14 protein-coding genes are annotated in these 17424 nt (G+C 61.6%); 7 read left to right on the top strand and 7 right to left on the bottom strand.

Going from position 1 to position 17424, the window contains the following annotated elements:
- Positions 1–371 (bottom strand): transposase (locus HNQ81_RS09460; RefSeq protein WP_183350704.1); only part of this gene is annotated, 371 nt, incomplete at its 3' end.
- Between the two features lie 170 nt (positions 372–541).
- Here HNQ81_RS09460 and HNQ81_RS09455 point away from each other — a divergent pair.
- The 3 genes from HNQ81_RS09455 to HNQ81_RS09445 all read left to right on the top strand — a co-directional run bounded on the left by HNQ81_RS09455 (position 542) and on the right by HNQ81_RS09445 (position 4874).
- On the top strand, positions 542–2350 hold the full coding sequence (locus HNQ81_RS09455; RefSeq protein WP_183350702.1) for an IS1634 family transposase: 1809 nt from the start codon (positions 542–544) through the stop codon (positions 2348–2350).
- A 95-nt stretch (positions 2351–2445) separates the two neighbouring features.
- Positions 2446–3750: a TolC family protein gene (locus HNQ81_RS09450; RefSeq protein WP_183350700.1), complete on the top strand. Its 1305-nt coding sequence runs from the start codon at positions 2446–2448 to the stop codon at positions 3748–3750.
- A gap of 149 nt (positions 3751–3899) precedes the next feature.
- A complete protein-coding gene (locus HNQ81_RS09445) occupies positions 3900–4874 on the top strand; it encodes an undecaprenyl-diphosphate phosphatase (RefSeq protein WP_183350698.1) in 975 nt (324 codons plus the stop codon).
- 39 nt (positions 4875–4913) lie between these two features.
- Here the strand turns inward: HNQ81_RS09445 and HNQ81_RS09440 are convergent, their stop codons facing one another.
- From HNQ81_RS09440 to HNQ81_RS09430, 3 genes are all read right to left on the bottom strand, one after another.
- On the bottom strand, positions 4914–5051 hold the full coding sequence (locus HNQ81_RS09440) for a hypothetical protein (protein WP_183350696.1): 138 nt from the start codon (positions 5049–5051) through the stop codon (positions 4914–4916).
- A complete protein-coding gene (locus HNQ81_RS09435; RefSeq protein ID WP_183350694.1) occupies positions 5041–5745 on the bottom strand; it encodes an ABC transporter permease in 705 nt (234 codons plus the stop codon). Before HNQ81_RS09435 ends, HNQ81_RS09440 begins: the two co-directional genes overlap by 11 nt.
- A 163-nt stretch (positions 5746–5908) precedes the next feature.
- Positions 5909–6844: a substrate-binding domain-containing protein gene (locus HNQ81_RS09430; protein ID WP_183350692.1), complete on the bottom strand. Its 936-nt coding sequence runs from the start codon at positions 6842–6844 to the stop codon at positions 5909–5911.
- A gap of 623 nt (positions 6845–7467) precedes the next feature.
- Here HNQ81_RS09430 and dtd point away from each other — a divergent pair.
- The 4 genes from dtd (at position 7468) to HNQ81_RS09410 (ending at position 12820) form a co-directional block, all read left to right on the top strand.
- Entirely contained in the window at positions 7468–7917 is a 450-nt protein-coding gene (gene dtd / locus HNQ81_RS09425; protein WP_183350690.1) for a D-aminoacyl-tRNA deacylase, read from the top strand.
- A gap of 40 nt (positions 7918–7957) precedes the next feature.
- On the top strand, positions 7958–10876 hold the full coding sequence (locus HNQ81_RS09420) for an insulinase family protein (RefSeq protein WP_183350688.1): 2919 nt from the start codon (positions 7958–7960) through the stop codon (positions 10874–10876).
- A gap of 244 nt (positions 10877–11120) precedes the next feature.
- Positions 11121–11813 (top strand): iron-sulfur cluster assembly scaffold protein, encoded by a 693-nt coding sequence (locus tag HNQ81_RS09415; protein ID WP_183350686.1) that lies wholly within the window; start codon positions 11121–11123, stop codon positions 11811–11813.
- A gap of 11 nt (positions 11814–11824) precedes the next feature.
- Complete coding sequence (locus HNQ81_RS09410) at positions 11825–12820, top strand: GGGtGRT protein (RefSeq protein WP_183350684.1); 996 nt, start codon at positions 11825–11827, stop codon at positions 12818–12820.
- 95 nt (positions 12821–12915) lie between these two features.
- Here HNQ81_RS09410 and HNQ81_RS09405 read toward each other — a convergent pair whose 3' ends face one another.
- The 3 genes from HNQ81_RS09405 to HNQ81_RS09395 form a co-directional block, all read right to left on the bottom strand.
- Positions 12916–13638 (bottom strand): amino acid ABC transporter ATP-binding protein, encoded by a 723-nt coding sequence (locus tag HNQ81_RS09405; protein WP_183350723.1) that lies wholly within the window; start codon positions 13636–13638, stop codon positions 12916–12918.
- Between the two features lie 56 nt (positions 13639–13694).
- Positions 13695–14708 carry an amino acid ABC transporter substrate-binding protein gene (locus tag HNQ81_RS09400; RefSeq protein WP_183350682.1) on the bottom strand — a complete coding sequence of 338 codons (1014 nt, stop codon included), beginning with the start codon at positions 14706–14708 and terminating at the stop codon, positions 13695–13697.
- Positions 14709–15029: 321 nt separating this feature from the next.
- A complete protein-coding gene (locus tag HNQ81_RS09395) occupies positions 15030–16829 on the bottom strand; it encodes a KamA family radical SAM protein (RefSeq protein WP_183350680.1) in 1800 nt (599 codons plus the stop codon).
- Between the last annotated feature and the right edge of the window lie 595 nt (positions 16830–17424).

Below are 17424 nucleotides of genomic sequence, written 5' to 3'. Positions count from 1 at the left end.
CCTGCGAGCGGTTTCCCCTTGTCCTGCTCGGATTTCCGGTCCATACCCGTCGGGTCGGTTTTCCCTACCGCGATCGCCAGCATCTGATCTTTGGCTAGATGATCATGATCGTTGAGGTCTTCGTATCCCAGCGCAAGACCGATTACTCGCTGGGAAACCAGGGTCAATATACTGTGCTCTATACGTTTCTCATCACGATAGTCGGTGAAGCATTGGGCAAAACGCTGAAGAACGGCCGTACGCTGCTCCACCTCCCGCAGCAACAAACCACCGCCATCGGAAGTAATGGTCCCTCCGCTGAAATCAGCGACTATTTCTCTTTTCCCCAAAGCTTGAAATGATTTGTAGTTTCTTGTACACTCTGTTCTCATAAGGCCACTCGTGTTGTGTTATTTATCGTGCCGGAATCACAATAAATATACAACGCTTGTGGCCTTATTGCATTCTTTAAGTGAGAAATACGGGTTAGGGTCACTTTGTAGTGCCATAATATTATTTCAGGGGATTGACTTTTTCCCCCGGATATGGCTATGCTGTGGCCATGTATATTCGACAAACCAAAACCAGCAGCAGCCCGACCGGGGAAACCTACAGCACCTTCCGACTGGTCTCCTCGGTACGGACCGGCGGCAAGGTGCGGCAACAGACCCTGCTCAATCTGGGCAAAAATTTCGATCTTGCCAAGGAGCTCTGGCCGCAACTCTGTACCAGAATCGAACAGATTCTGGCCGGTCAGCTGAGCCTGATCCCCGAAGCCCCTGCGGTAGAGAAGCTGGCGCAGCGCTACGCCGCCCGCCTGGTCATGAGCGGCCCGAAGGAGGAGAGGGGCGAGGTCCGGGAGACCGTCGATTATCAGGAGGTCGACATTGATTCCCTGGAACTGGTCCGTCCCCGCTCCATCGGCGTGGAGCATGCCGGGCTGGCGGCTTTGGCGGAGCTTCAGTTGCGGCAGATCCTGGCGGAGGTCGGTTTGAACGGGGTGCAGCAGGCGGCCACGCTCGGCAGTATCATCGGCCGGATGGCCGAGCCGGGGAGCGAGCTGGCGACCTATGCCTGGCTGACCGGACAGAGCGGGCTGGGGGAATTGCTCGATGTCGACTACGAGGCGATGCCGTTGATACGGCTGTATCGAACCTCGGATCTGCTGGTCCGACACCGCCAGGCCATCGAAGCACGGTTGTTCTCCCGGATCAGTGACCTGTTTTCGCTGCCGGCCACGGTAACGCTGTATGATCTGACCAATACCTATTTCGAGGGGGCGATGGCCGGTAACGGCAAGGCCAGACGGGGCCATTCCAAGGAAAAACGGTCCGATTGTCCGCTGGTGACCCTCGGCCTGGTCCTCGATGGCAGTGGGTTTGTTCGGCGCTCGCGGATGTTCGAGGGCAACGCCATCGAGGCCGCCACCCTCGAACAGATGCTGACCGGGCTGGCGGCCCCGGCAGGGGCCCTGGTAATCATGGACCGGGGGATAGCCACCGAGGCCAATATTGCCTGGCTGACGGGCCAGCACTATCGCTATCTGGTGGTCAGCCGCGAGAGAAAACGGCAATTCGCCGCCGAGCAGGCGATCGCGGTGACTACGGCTGCAAAGAATACGGTGCGGATTCAACGGGTCTTGAGCGAGGATGGTACCGAGTTGCGCCTCTACTGCCACTCCGGCCAGCGAGAGAACAAGGAAACCGCGATAACGCAGCGGTTCAGCGAGCGATTCGAGCGCGGCCTGGCAAAGCTTGCCGCCGCCCTGCAGACCCCGCGCGGCGACAAACGTCGCGACAAAATCCTGCAGCGACTCGGCCGGCTGCAGGAGAAGAGCCACGGCATCGCCCAGCATTACCGGATCGAACTGACGCCGGATGCCGCCGGCGACAAGATCGTGGCCCTGAACTGGGAAAAGCAGCCGGTTGCCGGGACGATGGTGACTCACCCCGGGGTCTACTGCCTGCGCACCAACGAGTTGAGCTGGGATGAGGACACCCTGTGGCGCACCTATACCATGCTCACCGATCTGGAGGCGGTCTTCCGCAGCCTCAAGTCGGAGTTGGGTCTGCGGCCGATCTACCATCACCGGGAGGATCGGGCGGAGGGGCACCTGTTCATCACGGTGCTGGCCTATCAGGCGGTGCAAGTCCTGCGTCGCCGCCTGAAGGATCAAGGCTTCCAGGAAAGCTGGTCGACCCTGCGACGGATCTTTGCAGGACAGCGCCGGATCACTGCGACCTTCAGACAAAAGGACGGTAGAACGCTGCATGTCCGCAAGACCACCGTCGCCGAACCGAAACTGCAACAGCTCTACGAAGCGCTGGGCCTCTCAGCCTCTCCGGTTGGCGTCAGGAAGATGGTGGTGTGAGGTCAACGACGTGGATGTAGTGCCACTGGGAATTTTTCTGCCGACTATCTGGCTGTTTTGGCGAGAGAAATAATTCCTGGTGTTAAACATGGGCTATGACCAGATTCGCCGCCCTTCTCTGCTTCCTTCTCCTGCTGGTTGCCCCAGGCCTTGCCGCAGCGGGCCAGGAACCGCTTCTGACCCTCGACGAGGCCATCGCCATCGCCCTTCGCCACAGTCCCCTGATCAGGGAGGCCGAGGCGATCCGCGACGGGGCCCGTGAAGAGATCAAGGCGACCCGGGCCGATTTCCTCCCGAAGGCCTCGGCCCAGTACGGCTATGCGCGGCTGAAGGACGAACCGTTCCAGCGCATCGGCGGGACCCCTATCGTCGTCGGCAATGACGATGTCCACCGTTGGGACCTGTCCCTGAGCCAACCGCTGTTCACCGGCTTCGCCGTCACCAGCCGGCACGAGATGGCGAAGATCGGGGCCGAGATCCGGGAACTGGAGCGGCAGCAACAGATTGTCACGGTGAGCCAGGACCTGCGGATCGCCTGGTTCGAGGCACTGCTGGCGGCCCGTCTCAACCTTGTTGCCGAGGACAACGTCACCGCGCTGACCGCCCATCGCCACGACGCCGCCGGCTTTCTGGCCCAGGGTCTCAACTCCCGCAACGATCTGCTCAAGGCCGAGGCCTCCCTGGCCAATGCCATCCAGGAAAGAGAGCGGGCGAGGGCGGCGAGCGAGATCGCCCGCAGCCGCCTGAGCTGGATCATGGGGTATGAAATCGAACCGGGCCGGACCCTGGAGGATTTCACCGCCCTCACCATCCGCCCTCTCGAACTGCAGGCCCTGTACGACGAGGCCCGGCGGCACAGCCCGGTCCTGCAGAGCTACCGGCTGGGGCTCGACAACCTCGACCACGCCATCACTCTCGCCCAAAGCGGCTACTATCCGACCATTGCCGTCACCGGCAGATACGAACAGAACGGCAGCGATCCCGGGGCCGAAACCAACGACTATGGCAACGACCATAACGCCAGCATCACGCTGACGGCCAGATGGGATTTTTTCGAATGGGGCAGGACCGGGGCGGTCGTCGCCAAACAGCGGTATTCCAGACAGGCCTTGACCGAGAGGCAGCGGGAGGTCGACGATCAGATCCGGCTGGCCGTGAAGCAGGCCTGGCTCGAACTGCAGGTCGCCGAAAACAGCATAGCCGCCGCGGCCGAGGGGCGTAAACAGGCCCGGGAGAACTGGCGGATCACCAACCTGCAGTACCAGAACCAGGTCATCACCTCGACCGAGGTCCTCGACTCGCGGACCTTGCTCAGCCAGGCCGAGAGCAACTACTTTCGGGCCCTGTACGGCTACCGGATCGCCATGGCCGGGCTGGAGAGGGCCCTCGGCCGCAAATAGGGTCCGGGCACCCTTCATAAGCCGGGTTCGACCAATAACATCGGGCTTGCCATCGGCTGGAGGCCATGGTAGGTTCACGCCGTATTCCTGAACCGCTCTCACCGGCCACATTGCCTGACGCCGCAATCCGACAAGGTCCTTCCCCGAGCATGACGCCGATCCGCTATTTTCTCCTCCTGTTCCTCTGTGCCGGCCTCGGTCTGGGCAGTTCGCTCCCGGCGGCCGCAACCGCCGAACCACCCGGACCGGATACGACCGGACAGCCGGCGATGAGCGTCGGTCAGGCCGCGATCCTCGGCGTCGTCGAAGGACTGACCGAATACCTGCCGGTCAGTTCCACCGGCCACCTCCTCCTCGCCCAGCGGATCATGGGCATCGACGGCAACAGCGTCGGCAATGGCGATCAACGTTCCCAGGATGCGATCGAGGCCTATACCATCTGCATCCAGGCCGGCGCCATCATCGCCGTCCTCGGCCTCTATTTTCGCCGGGTCCGCCAGATTTTCGCCGGGATGGCCGGCAGGGACCCGTCCGGACGGCGGCTCCTCATCAATATCATTGTCGGTTTCCTGCCGGCGGCGGTCATCGGTCTGCTGTTCAACGGAGTCATCAAGGCCTGGCTGTTCGGCCCCTGGCCGGTCGTGGCCGCCTGGCTGGCGGGAGGGATGGCGATCCTCGCCGTCCACTGGTACCGGCAATCGCGGCCGCAGGCTGCCCGGAACGGCGTCGCCCTGGATGATCTGACCTGGAAAATGGCCCTGATCATCGGTATCGCCCAGTGCATCGCGATGTGGCCCGGGGTCAGCCGCAGCCTGATCACTATCGTCGGCGGGGTGCTGGTCGGGATGTCGCTGCCGGCGGCGGTCGAGTTCAGCTTCCTGCTCGGCGTCCTCACCCTTGGCGGGGCAACGGCCTACGACACGGTCAAGCACGGCCAGGAAATGCTGAGTATTTTCGACCCTCTGTCGCTGAGCGTCGGCCTTGTCTTCGCCTTCCTCTCCGCCGTTGCCGCAATCAAATGGATGGTCTCCTACCTCAACCATCACGGGATGGCACTCTTCGGCTACTACCGGGTCGGCCTCGGGCTGACGGTCGCGGTTCTGCTCGCCACCGGAAAAATCTGACCGCCTGCAGTCGCCACTGCGGCATTGCCCGGATACCGATCAATCATGCAGCGGTCGCTGATATCCATTGTTGGGCTGGAGGTGGGCCGCATCATCGGGGACGACGACGATGCGGTCTCCGATCAGGACCGGCCGGCAGTCGGCCGATAGCGAAAGTCCGGACAACTCATAGAGCATCGGTTTTCATTCTGCCCTGAAAGAAATGAAAGAGCAGGTTGACCCCGAAGGCGATCGTCATCAGCACGACGCCCAGAGCGACGGCGAGGACATATTCGCCCTTGTCATACTCGAGGGCCATGGCGGTCGTCATCGTCCGGGTGAAGCCCTTGGCGTTGCCGCCGAGCATCATCCCGATCCCGACCTCGGCGATCACCCGCCCGAAGGCGGCAACGACGGCGGCGACGATCCCGAACCGGGCCTCCCGGAAGATCACCAGGGCCGTCTGGTAGCGATCGGCGCCGAGGGTCATCGCCGACAGGCGGTAGCGCTCGTCGAGCTTGCTGACGGCGGCAATCGTCAGACTCGTCACCAGCGGGACGATGAGGATGACCTGGCCGATGATGATTGCCTCCTGGGTATAGAGCAGGCCGAAGGAACCGAATGTCCCCCGCCGGGAGATGAAGGCGTAGACGACCAGACCGATGACGACGGTGGGCAGGGCCAGCAGGGTGTTGAGGCAGGTAAGGACGAAGCGCTTGCCCGGAAAGACGGCCTGGGCCAGCACCAGGCCGGCGGGGATGCCGAGGATCGACGCGATGAGGGTCGAGAGCGTGCTGACCTTGAGGGACACCCAGATGATGAACAGCAACTCCGGGTCGAGCTGGATCAGCAGCAGAAAGGCTGACAGCAGGCTGTCTCGTAACAATTCCATACGTATTTCTCACCAGAGATCAACGGGCAGGCAGCCGGTAAAGGCTTGAACGGGCGATGGTCGACAGCCAGCCCCTCGTCCTCGGCCAGCGCAGCGCCGGACCAGACACCACCCCACAGCCGACATGCCGCCACCGCAATCGTGAAGCAAGGCCCTTCGTTCGTCACTCCCGGCCTTGAAAATTATCGGGAAACAGCATCTTGCCGCAGGCGGAGACATCATAGCCGGTAAACGACGCGGCAATATCCCTGAATTCCTGGTCGTGCAGCAGGCTGATAAAATCCTGAATTCCCTTCTCAAAAAACCGCTCCCGGGCGATCAGCAGATCATAGCGTTCCCAGCGCAGCGGCAGGAAATCGAGATCGAGCAGGCCGGCCACCGCCCTGATCGCCGGCGCCGCATCGGCCCGACCGGACAGAACCTCGAGTCCGGCATCCAGATGACGCCCCACCTCGCGTTGGTAGCCGTCGATCATTCTGGCGGAAATTTCGGATTTGGAGATCTCGTAATCGAGCAGCAGTCTGGTCCCGGTCCCCAGTTGCCGGTTGACGATCCGCACCCCTTTTTTCGCCAGATCGGCGAGGCAATGAATGCCTTTGGGGTTGCCCTTCTGCAGCAGGATCCCCTGCTCACGCCGGCTGAAATTGACGAATACCGGCGTCCGCTCCAGTTCCTCCCTGGCAAAATCGAAGTTGTACTCGGCATTGTCATCCTGCAGCAGATGGCAGGTACCGATATGGCAGAGGCCCATCCGCAGGCTCTTCAATCCGCCCATGCTGCCGAGATTGGCGAAAAAGACGATTCCCAGACCTTTTCTGTAATAGAGAGACAGAAGCCGCTGCAGCAGCAGATCATCGCTGCCGGCCATCAGCAGAATCCCGTCATTGGATGACCGATCGATCCCCGTCTTCTGAAAGTTGAGAACATGGGATTCGAGCCACTCCTCGACGAGACGCCGGGGAAACAGCCACTTGCCGGTGACCTTGGTCGCCGGCAGCCCTTTGTCGTTAACCAGCGAGTACACCATCTTCTCGTTGATATTGAGAAAAGTGGCAACTTCCCGCGTCGTCAGATATTTATTGGTGTTTTCCGCACTCATTGACATCTCTCTTTGCTGCTGCGGCAGCTGGATCGCGAAGCTGCGGCTGTTTTTTGATGATGTTACCCAAGATGGCAGCAGATATGCCGATTTTTTCCTATACAAACCAAAAGTAACCTATACGAACACCTGACATCATGATGCATCTGCTCGCCGCAGCGTTAGACAAAGGAGGATGACGATACCAGGGACCCCCTGTCTGACGATCGATGCAATCAGTTGCGACTCTGTAAGCCTCCGCACCGGCTTTGAGCGCCGATCCACCCCTTGGCTACGGGTTGGACGCTGACCTGTCAGGTCACCTGAAAACCATCGACAATGGAATACACCGTTCCGGAGAGGATGTCCATTGCCCTGCCCCGCCCCCTCCTGGCTCATCAGATGCGATGCCAGGCCAGGCTGTCGCCGCCGGTCTGCCCGCTGGCCACTTCCCGGTTGACAGTCCCCGGTCCTGGCGGTATATCCTGTAGGTATGTGTTTTCCCAATCATCAAGTCTATCACAGCCTCCTCCTCATTCTTCTTCAGGATTGTCACCCCGATGCCCCTATTGCCCTCTGCCTTGCCGGCCCCGACCATTCCGCCCCGGAGAGCCGTAGGCAACCCCGGCAGAGGATGATGTGAGATGCGGGCGGTGATCCAACGGGTCAGCCGGGCGAAGGTGACGTCCGGCGGAGAGATCCTGGGGGCGATCGGCCCCGGCCTCGTCGTTTTTCTCGGTATCCATGGGAACGACGGGCCAGATGAGATACAATGGATGGCCGACAAGATACTCGGCCTGCGGATTTTCGAAGACGAAGACGGAAAAATGAACCGCTCGCTGCTGGATATCGGCCGGGAGATACTTATCGTGTCGCAATTCACGCTCTATGGCGACTGCCGCAAGGGCCGGAGGCCGGGCTTTACCGATGCGGCGCCGCCGGCCCATGCCGAACCGGTCTACCAGCGCTTCATAAAGGAAATCCGCCAGCGCGGGATTGGGGCGGCGGCCGGCCGATTCCAGGCCTTCATGGCGGTGGAGCTGGTCAACGACGGCCCGGTGACCCTGCTGGTCGACTCGGACAAACTCTTTTAGCCTTATCCCCGCACAGCCGGGCTCAGCACCAAGGATCGACATGACATTCACTCCAGGCAGCACCTATTCAGGCTTCACCCTGAAAGAACACCGCTTCATCGACGAACTTCACGCCGACGTCTACCTCCTCGAGCACGAGATCCTTGGTTGCCCCCTGCTGGCGATCAAGAACGGCGACAGCAACAAGACCTTCTCCGTCGCCTTCAACACCGTGCCCACCGATTCGACCGGCGTCGCCCATATCCTCGAGCACTCGGTGCTGATGGGCTCGAAGAAGTACCCGGTCAAGGATGTCTTCGGCGAGATCCACAAGGGCGGGTTGATGACCTTCCTCAACGCGATGACCGGCGGCGACATCACCTACTACCCCTTCGCCACCCGCAATCTCAAGGAATATTTCAATATCATGGACGTCTACTGCGACGTCGTGTTCAACCCCCTGCTTCACCGCAGCACCTTCGAACAGGAAGGGTGGCATTACCACCAGGAGGGTCCCGACAGTCCGCTGCAGTACCAGGGGGTCGTCTACAACGAGATGAAAGGCGCCTTCTCCGACCCGATCAGGCTGATCTTCTTCCACATCTTTGCCGGATTGATGCCGGGGTCGACCTATGCCCACGAGTCCGGCGGCGATCCTAAAAACATTCCCGACCTGAGCTACGAGGAGTTCTGCGATTTCCACCACCGCCATTACCACCCGTCGAACGCGATGTTCTTCGTCTACGGCGACGCCCCGCTGGCCGACGAGCTCGCCTACCTCCAGGACAATTTCCTCGCCGCCTATCCCGGGAAAAGCACGGTCTGCGAAATCGTCGAGGGAGAGACCACCACCGCCCCGGTCACCATCACCGACACCTACGCCGTCGATTCCCCCGATACCGCCGAGAAGACCTTCCTCGCCGTCGGCACCTCGGTCGGCTCGGTGGCCGACCGGGAGCAGAACGCCGCCTTCCAGGTCATCGCCAACCTGCTCTTCAACTCCGATGGCTCGCCGCTGAAGAAGGCCATCGTCTCCAGCGGCCTGTGCAAGGATTTCGGCGGCTTCTTCCTCTCCTCGTCCTGCACCAGGACCTTTATGATCACCTACCTGGTCGGCAGCGAGGCCGAGCATCGCGACCGCTTTCTCGACCTCTACGCCACGACCCTCAAGGGCATGGTCGACAAGGGGCTTGACCGGGATCTGGTGCTGTCGGAACTGAACAAGTACGAGTTCAATTTCCGCGAGGAATCGAGCAAGGCCCAGCGCGGCCTCGACCTGATCGGCAAGGCGATGAACGCCCTCAAGTACGGGCTCGACCCTTTCGACAGCCTGCAGGCCGAGGACCTCATCGCCACCATCCGCCGCAAGGCCCTGAACGAGCGCTATTTCGAGGAGTTGATCGGCCGCTACCTGCTCGACAACCCCGCCACCGCCGTCATCACCCTGACCCCCGACCCGGACAAGCCGACCCGAACCAGGGCGGTGGAGGAGCAGCGGCTGCAGGATTATGCCGCCACCCTCGATCCGGAGCAGCAGGAGCAGCTGATCCGCCGCACCCGGGAACTGATGGCGATGCAGCTGGCCCCCAACGACGTCGCCACCCTCGCCCTGCTGCCCCAGCTCTCTTTAGCCGACCTCAGCGCCGATGTCGATTTCCATGCGGTCCGGCCGCAGGCGATGTTCGGTCGGGAGGTGCTGATCAGCGAGCTGGCGACCAACCATATCTCCTACCTCGACCTCGGCTTCGATTTCTCCTGCATCCCGCCCGAACACCTGCCGTGGATCGATCTGTTCGGCACGATCATCACCGAGATCGGCACCAGCAAGCTCGACTACATGCAGTTCGCCAAAGAGATCGCCACCTGCACCGGCAGCTTTTCCCACTCCCTGACCACCTACACCCGGCGGGGCGAACCGGAGAAGACCCGGCCGGTGCTGTGGCTGCACCTCAAGTGCCTGCCCGAGTACCTGGAACAGGCCCTGCAGCTCGTCGCCGAGGTCCTCGCCGACGTCTCCTTCGCCGACCGGACCCGGATCAGGGAGATCGTCGGCCGTGAATTCGCCTGGGCCGAACATGCGGTGCAGAGCGAGGGCTACGGTCTGGCCGCCGCCCGGGTCTCCGCCCATCTCGGGCCCGCCGGACGCTACCAGGAGATGTTCAACGGCGCTACCGCCTATCTGGCCCTCAAGCAACTGGCACTCAATTATGCCGGGATGGAGGAGACCTTCCTCGCCGCCCTGCAGCAGACCGCGCGCCTGCTGTTCAATCGCGACAACCTGCTGTTCGCCGTCACTGCCGACCGCCAGGAGCTCGACCGGATCGCCGCCCTCGGCGGGATCATCCCCGCGGCCCTGGCCGCGACTCCGGTAACCCGCTATGACCTGCCGGCGCTGACGCTGCCCGACCACGAGGCCTTCATCACCTCGGCCGAGGTCGTGTTCGCCGTCCAGGGCGGCGCCCTGTTGACCGACAACGCCAGCTACAACGGTCATTTCGAGGTGCTGAGAACCTTCCTCTCCCGCGATTACCTGTGGAACACCGTCCGCCAGATGGGCGGGGCCTACGGCTGCTTCATCCAGTTCAGCCAGGTCACCGGCAATTTCGCCCTGATCAGTTACCGTGACCCCCAGGTGCGCAAGACCTACGAGGCCTACGGCGCCATCCCCGAGGTCGTCTCCGACCTCGACCTGCCACCGGCGATCATGGAGCAGCTGGTGATCGGCACCTACGGCAGTTACAATCCGCTCCAGAGTCCGGCGGCGCGGGCAGCCACCGCCCGCAATGAATACCTGAGCGGCATCGACCCGGAGTACAAGCAACAGCGGCTCCGGGAAATCATCGCCACCAGCCCCGCCGATCTGCAATCCTTCGCCCCGGCCTTCGCCGCCATGCAGGCCGCAAGCCATCGTGCCGTCATCGGCAACCGGGCGAAGATCGAGGCCGACCGGGACCTCTTTTCGTCGATGACCGAACTGTGATATGCGCACCAACCGATTTGACACCGCCACAGCGCTCCGACGCCAAAGGGCTTGGGGCATTCGCGGCCGGCACGGCCCATGCCGTCATGAAGACGACCGGCCAGGGGAAGAACGGGCCGTTTCCGGTCTTCCTGCGACCGCGGTGAAGGATCGATCATGAATTTTCCAGCGGCAGACCTCCATCTCCCAAAGGCGATCTGTCGCCGGCAATATCCATTCAACCCATTTTTTGAAGGAGAACGGTATGCAGTATTCTTCTGAGATAGAGCACATGTGCCGGGTGACGCAGGGCGCCAACCACGGCCCGGCGCCGATCCCCCAGGAAGGCGGATGGACCAAGGTCAGGGAGGTCGGCGACGTCAACGGCCTGACCCACGGCATCGGCTGGTGCGCGCCGCAGCAGGGCGCCTGCAAGCTCACCCTCAACGTCAAGGACGGCATCATCGAGGAGGCCCTGGTCGAGACCCTCGGCTGCACCGGCATGACCCATTCGGCGGCGATGGCCTCCGAAATCCTCCCCGGCAAGACGATCCTCGAGGCCCTCAACACCGACCTGGTCTGCGACGCGATCAACGTGGCGATGCGCGAGCTGTTCCTGCAGATCGTCTACGGCCGCAGCCAGTCGGCCTTCTCCGAGGGCGGCCTGCCGATCGGCGCCGGCCTCGAGGACCTCGGCAAGGGCCTGCGCTCGGTCTGCGGCACGATGTACGGCACCAGGATCAAGGGGCCACGCTATCTGGAGATGGCGGAAGGATATGTGAAAGAGATCGGCCTGGACGAGAACGACGAGATCATCGGTTACTCCTTTGTCAACCTCGGCCGGATGATGGATGCGATCAAGAAGGGCGTCGACCCGGCCCAGGCCATCGAAGGGGCCTCCGGGACCTACGGCCGTTTCCAGGAAGCGGTCAAAACCATCGATCCGCGACACGCATAAGGAGAATCATCATGGCACTGTTCGAAAGTTACGACAGGCGGATCGGCCAGATCACCCCGGTCCTGAACCACTACGACATGCAGACCCTGGAGGAGGCCCGGGAGCTGTGCCTGGCCAAGGGTGTCGATGTCGCCGCCATCGTTCGCGGCATCCAGCCGATCTGCTTTGAAAACGCCTGCTGGGCCTATACCCTCGGCGCCGCCATCGCCATCAAAAAGGGCGAGAAGAAGGCGGCCGACATCGCCGCCAGCCTCGGCGAGGGCCTGCAGGCCTTCTGCATCCCCGGTTCGGTCGCCGACGACCGCAAGGTCGGCCTCGGCCACGGCAACCTCGCCTCCCGGCTGCTGAAGGAAGAGACCAAATGCTTCGCCTTCCTGGCCGGCCACGAATCGTTCGCCGCCGCCGAAGGAGCGATCGGCATCGCCCGCTCTGCCAACCGGGTGCGGCAGTCACCGCTCAGGGTCATCCTCAACGGCCTCGGCAAGGACGCCGCCAAGATCATCTCGCGGATCAACGGCTTCACCTATGTCCAGACCCGGTTCGACTACGCGACCGGCGAACTGCATGTGGTTGCCGAGACCCCCTACTCCAGCGGCGAACGTGCCAAGGTCCGCTGCTTCGGGGCCGACGACGTCCGCGAGGGCGTGGCCATCAACCACCTCGAAGGCGTCGATGTCTCGATCACCGGCAACTCGACCAACCCGACCCGTTTCCAGCACCCGGTGGCCGGCACCTACAAGAAAGAGTGCATCCAGCAGGGCAAGAACTACTTCTCGGTGGCCTCCGGCGGCGGCACCGGCCGCACGCTCCACCCCGACAACATGGGGGCCGGCCCCGCCTCCTACGGCATGACCGACACCATGGGGCGGATGCACTCCGACGCCCAGTTCGCCGGCTCGTCGTCGGTCCCGGCCCACGTCGAGATGATGGGCCTGATCGGCATGGGCAACAACCCGATGGTCGGCGCCTCGGTGTCGGTGGCCGTCGCCCTGGAGCAGGCCTCCTGAGCACCTGACGGCATAGCAGCGGAAAAAAACAAGGCGGTTCCTCGCGAAGGGAACCGCCTTTTTTCTTGCCGCCGGGATCGAACGGAACCGGGCCGCTACAGGATCCGGCTCAGAAACTGCCTGGTCCGCTCCGATTGGGGATGGTCGAAGAAGGCGTCGGGCTCGTTTTCCTCGATGATCTCGCCGGCATCCATGAACAGGACCCGATCGGCGATCGTCCGGGCAAAGCCCATCTCGTGGGTGACGCAGAGCATGGTCATGCCCTCGTCGGCCAGGTCGACCATGACGTCGAGGACCTCCTTGATCATCTCCGGATCAAGGGCCGAGGTCGGCTCGTCGAAGAGCATGATCGACGGATTCATGCACAGGCTGCGGGCGATCGCCACCCGCTGCTGCTGGCCGCCCGAGAGCTGGCCGGGGAATTTGGCCGCCTGGTCGGCGATATGGACCCGCTCGAGATACTGGAGGGCGATGGCCTCGGCCTCGCGGGGTGACTTCTTCTGGACCCAGATCGGCGCCAGACAGCAGTTCTCCAGCACCGTCAGATGGGGAAAGAGGTTGAACTGCTGGAAGACCATGCCGATGTTGCGCCGGACCTGATCGACTCCCCGGAGGTCGTCATCGAGGATGATGCCGCCCACGATGATCTCGCCCTGCTGGTGTTCCTCGAGACGGTTCATGCAGCGGATCAGGGTCGATTTACCGCAGCCCGAGGGACCACAGATGATGATCCGTTCCCCCTTGTAGACCTTGAGGTTGATGTCCTTGAGGACATGGAAATCGCCATACCACTTGTGGACCCCCCTGAGTTCCACCATCACTTCAGTGGTCCGCTGTCGGTTCAGTGCCGTCATCATAAAGCCATTCGCCCCCGTTACTGCAGCGGCGGCGCGTACTGGAGGCCGCCCCGGTTCCACAGGTTGTTCAGGCCGCGATCGATCTGCAGCGGCGATTCCCCGCCGACATTGCGGGCGAAGATCTCGCCGTAATTGCCGACCTGCCTGACGATCTGGACCGCCCAGTCATCCTTGAGACCGAGCCCTTCACCCTTGATGCCTTGCCGGCCGACAAATTTCTGGATCGCGGCATCGGGATCATGCATCATCTCGTCGACCGTGGCGGAGGTGAGGCCGAGTTCTTCGGCGTTGACCAGCGCAAACAGGGTCCATTTGACGATATCGAACCAGTTGTCGTCACCCTGACGCACGGCCGGCCCCAGGGGTTCCTTCGAAATGACCGTCGGCAGAATGACATACTTCTCGGGATGGGCCAGCTTGAGCCGCAAGCCGTGCAGTTGCGACAGGTCGCTGGTGAGGACGTCGCAGCGGCCGGTTTCAAGCCCCTTCAACGTCTCGGGCGAGGTATCGAAGATCACGGGCCTGAAGTCCATTCCATGCTGCCGGAAGTAGGCGGCGAGGTTGGCCTCGCTGGTCGTGCCGGCCAAAACGCAGATCGCGGCGCCCTTGAGGTCGGCGGGTTCTTTGGCAGCAAGCTTTTTTGCGATCAGAAATCCCTGACCGTCATAGTAGGTGACGCCGGCAAAGTTGAGTCCCAACGAGGAGTCACGGGTCAGGGTATAGGTCGAGCCCCGCGACAGCAGATCGATCTCGCCGGACTGCAGGGCGGCGAAGCACTCTCTCGAATTGAGGGGGATGTATTTGACCTTGCTGGCGTCGCCCAGGGTCGCGGCGGCGACGGCGCGGCAGAAGTCGACATCGAGCCCTACCCAGTTGCCGTTGTCATCGGGATGGGAAAAGCCGGGGACTCCGGTCGAGACGCCGCACTGCAGGTAGCCGCGCTGCAGAACCTCGTCCCTGGTCCCGGCGTTGGCAAAGCCGGCGGCAAGTACAACCGATATTGCCACAGCCACCCTTATAATCGGTTTCATGATCTTCTCCTGTTATCCGCGTGCTTACTGGTTCTTGCAAAGACTATATGATGAAACCGGCGATACGGTCGCATCGTACCCAATCCCTTGCCGTGAACGCCAGCTACTCCGGTCCCTGGAAAACATGCGCCATGTCTCATGAATACGAAGATGTCCCATATATTTCAAGTTCCTGTTCCACGATTCGGGAAGGTTCATCCTCCATCATACCCTGCAACCCGCTGGGCTCCAAAGAACATATTCCATCAGCTGCAGTACCGGCCGCCGGTCGAGGCTGTTCTGCCAGGCGGCGAGCACAGCCAACAACGACAATCCCATCTTTCAGTAATAATACCAGATTGTTTCATAATCATCCATCCGCTCTCCGTCTCTTTTCAACCTTCTCAGGTACTGATAGATGGAGATGTCTGTATAGACATACGTATCCATCAAAGCCATCTTCTTTTCCCAGGGATGGAACTCGTATACCCGCCGGCCATCCGGCAGGATGGAGATGATGTCCCGGTTCTGCCCGGCCCGCAGGTAATTCTTGCCCAGCCGGGGCACGTTGAAGACGATCTCGTCGGTCCGGACCGTCCCCGGAAACAGCCGCGCCTCCTCCTGCTGCTCCTGCAGCAGCCGGGCCAGGGGCACCCGGTAGTTGTCGGTTTCCTCTTTCCCCTTGGTATTGAAGGTGTAATAGGGCGTGACTCCGATCAGGCGGAGCTTCTGTCGCAACGCCGCGGTCTCGAACCGGCGCGAGTTGAAGTAGGTGAACACCAGCTGGTTGTAGACGCTGACCCCGAACAGTCGGAACCGCTGTACCGCCTGCATCGCCTCGGGGGTGATCTCGGTGGTATGCTCGAAATGGGTCACGATCATCATCTCCCGGCGCCCCGGCTCATGGTAGCGGGTGATCGTCCGCACCAGCGACTCGGTGATGCGCTGGGGCAGGGTGACCGGGGTTCTGGTGCCGAGGCGGATCCGGACCACGTGGTCGATCTGGGCCAATCGGGCCAGGATCTCGTCGATCTTCTCGTCGCTCAGCAGCAGCGGGTCCCCGCCGGTAATCAACACCTCGGTAATCTCTGGGGTTTCCTCGATCCACTGCAGGGCCCGATCGAGCTTGGCCTGGCCGAGGGCCGCTTCGGTGGAATAGACATCCTCGATCTGCCAGTTGCGCTGGCAGTAGACGCAGATCTGGGGACAGGTCAGGATCGGCTTCAGAATGACGATGTTCGGGTAGCGGCGGGTGATCCCTTCGATCGGCGAGGTGTCGCTCTCCACCATGAAGTCGAGCGAACAGTCCTGCGAGGACCGGAGGGCCGTCATTTTTTCGACATATTGGCCGGGCGGGATGACTTGGGCGCGGATGGCCCGATCCCAGCTGCCGGAATTGTCCGGATCCATCAGCGAACAGTAATAGGGAGTGATCCCGAACGGAATGCGATGGGAACGAGCCGCCTCGACGGCCTGGCGTTCGGCGTCGGAAAGCGTGATCAACCGACCGAGGACATCGGCGTTGCGGATGATATTGCTGGTGTGCCACCGCCAGTCGTTCCACTCCAGATCGGTGATCCCGAAGTGCTGCTGGATGTTCTGCCGGCTCTGGCTGCGCCGGCGCACGAGCTCCGGGTCGAGACCGCAGGCATACCGCTGCTGAAAGGTCGCCGCTCTCCTCGCCATCCTGGAGAGGTCGGCCGAGCGCAACCGGGCCGCCTTCCGACCGGTGTGCCGCAGAAAGGCCGGTGGTTTTTCCTTGTAGATCCCGGCCAGCCCGTTGGCACCCTTGATCAGGTGTTCGAACTCGGCGAGAAAGTCCGGCGTGAGCCTGGGCAGTCCGGGCTCGCCAGGGCGGTGAAGCAGGCGATCGATGTAGTCCAGAACTGAAAAGCCGGCCAATTCCTCGCTGCGCGGAGACAGGATATTGCGCAGCACCCAGACCGCATCCCGACAGGTGATCCATTCCAGCGGCGCGATTTGACCCTCACCGTCGAACATTTTCAGCAGCATCTCCGACAGATGGCTGCGCAGGCCTTGGCGCTTCTGATCGAGCGGGACATCGCTCAGCACGATTGCTTCGATGACCGGGTCGATGGCGAGGATACGTCGTAACTGCGCCAATCTTTCAGTTTTACTCATACATCACCTCGATAGAGACTCCTCCCTCAATGATAGGAATTGAAAAATAGATAGCGCCACAAAACCAATTGTACTGAATTCACAACGAAAAACAGGAAAAAAAGATGGTCGGCATACGTCAAGGAGACCTTTAGTGCACATGCCCATTTAAAGTATAATCAAATAATTCGATAAGTAAAGAACGGCACCCGTCTCCAACCCTTACTTTGACAGGAAAAAATTGTTGTCGACATCAGATTTGAGTTATATGCTGTTGTGCTGTCCACCAAGCCCGGTAGCACAAGCCGGATCAGAATCTGTCCGTTCCGGAGAAGGGTACACGATGGGACGTTTGAAATTGGCAGCAGCCGGAGAACAGCCCGCTACCAGTCCCGGAAGAAGGCGGAAAACCATGCCGGAGTCCCGCGAAATCCCCGGGCCCGTTTCAGCGAGATGCATCGTACCGAACGACGCGTGGTGGCGGTTATCTTCAGGCGTGATGGTCAGCGATCACTGTGGTCGACAGGATCCGCGCGAAAGAGAGTGTTCCTTCTCGGCCCAGGCAGACGGGGCCATCAACTCGTCCCGTATCGTGACGGAACTGTTTACGCGATTG

The organism is Desulfoprunum benzoelyticum, assembly GCF_014201505.1.
In the GTDB taxonomy this organism is placed as follows: Bacteria; Desulfobacterota; Desulfobulbia; order Desulfobulbales; family Desulfocapsaceae; genus Desulfoprunum; species Desulfoprunum benzoelyticum.
Note: the sequence above shows the minus strand (reverse complement) of the source record. Positions and strands in the feature narration are given on the sequence as shown.

Bases quoted from the DNA above. Each gene is read 5' to 3' on its own strand.
- HNQ81_RS09415 (WP_183350686.1), top strand. From the start codon at position 11,121: ATGCAGTATTCTTCTGAGATAGAGCACATGTGCCGGGTGACGCAGGGC.
- HNQ81_RS09435 (WP_183350694.1), bottom strand. From the start codon at position 5,745: ATGGAATTGTTACGAGACAGCCTGCTGTCAGCCTTTCTGCTGCTGATC.
- HNQ81_RS09440 (WP_183350696.1), bottom strand. From the start codon at position 5,051: ATGCTCTATGAGTTGTCCGGACTTTCGCTATCGGCCGACTGCCGGCCG.
- HNQ81_RS09420 (WP_183350688.1), top strand. From the start codon at position 7,958: ATGACATTCACTCCAGGCAGCACCTATTCAGGCTTCACCCTGAAAGAA.
- HNQ81_RS09455 (WP_183350702.1), top strand. From the start codon at position 542: ATGTATATTCGACAAACCAAAACCAGCAGCAGCCCGACCGGGGAAACC.
- HNQ81_RS09395 (WP_183350680.1), bottom strand. From the start codon at position 16,829: ATGAGTAAAACTGAAAGATTGGCGCAGTTACGACGTATCCTCGCCATC.
- HNQ81_RS09445 (WP_183350698.1), top strand. From the start codon at position 3,900: ATGACGCCGATCCGCTATTTTCTCCTCCTGTTCCTCTGTGCCGGCCTC.
- HNQ81_RS09430 (WP_183350692.1), bottom strand. From the start codon at position 6,844: ATGAGTGCGGAAAACACCAATAAATATCTGACGACGCGGGAAGTTGCC.
- HNQ81_RS09410 (WP_183350684.1), top strand. From the start codon at position 11,825: ATGGCACTGTTCGAAAGTTACGACAGGCGGATCGGCCAGATCACCCCG.
- HNQ81_RS09450 (WP_183350700.1), top strand. From the start codon at position 2,446: ATGACCAGATTCGCCGCCCTTCTCTGCTTCCTTCTCCTGCTGGTTGCC.
- HNQ81_RS09405 (WP_183350723.1), bottom strand. From the start codon at position 13,638: ATGGTGGAACTCAGGGGGGTCCACAAGTGGTATGGCGATTTCCATGTC.
- HNQ81_RS09400 (WP_183350682.1), bottom strand. From the start codon at position 14,708: ATGAAACCGATTATAAGGGTGGCTGTGGCAATATCGGTTGTACTTGCC.
- dtd (WP_183350690.1), top strand. From the start codon at position 7,468: ATGCGGGCGGTGATCCAACGGGTCAGCCGGGCGAAGGTGACGTCCGGC.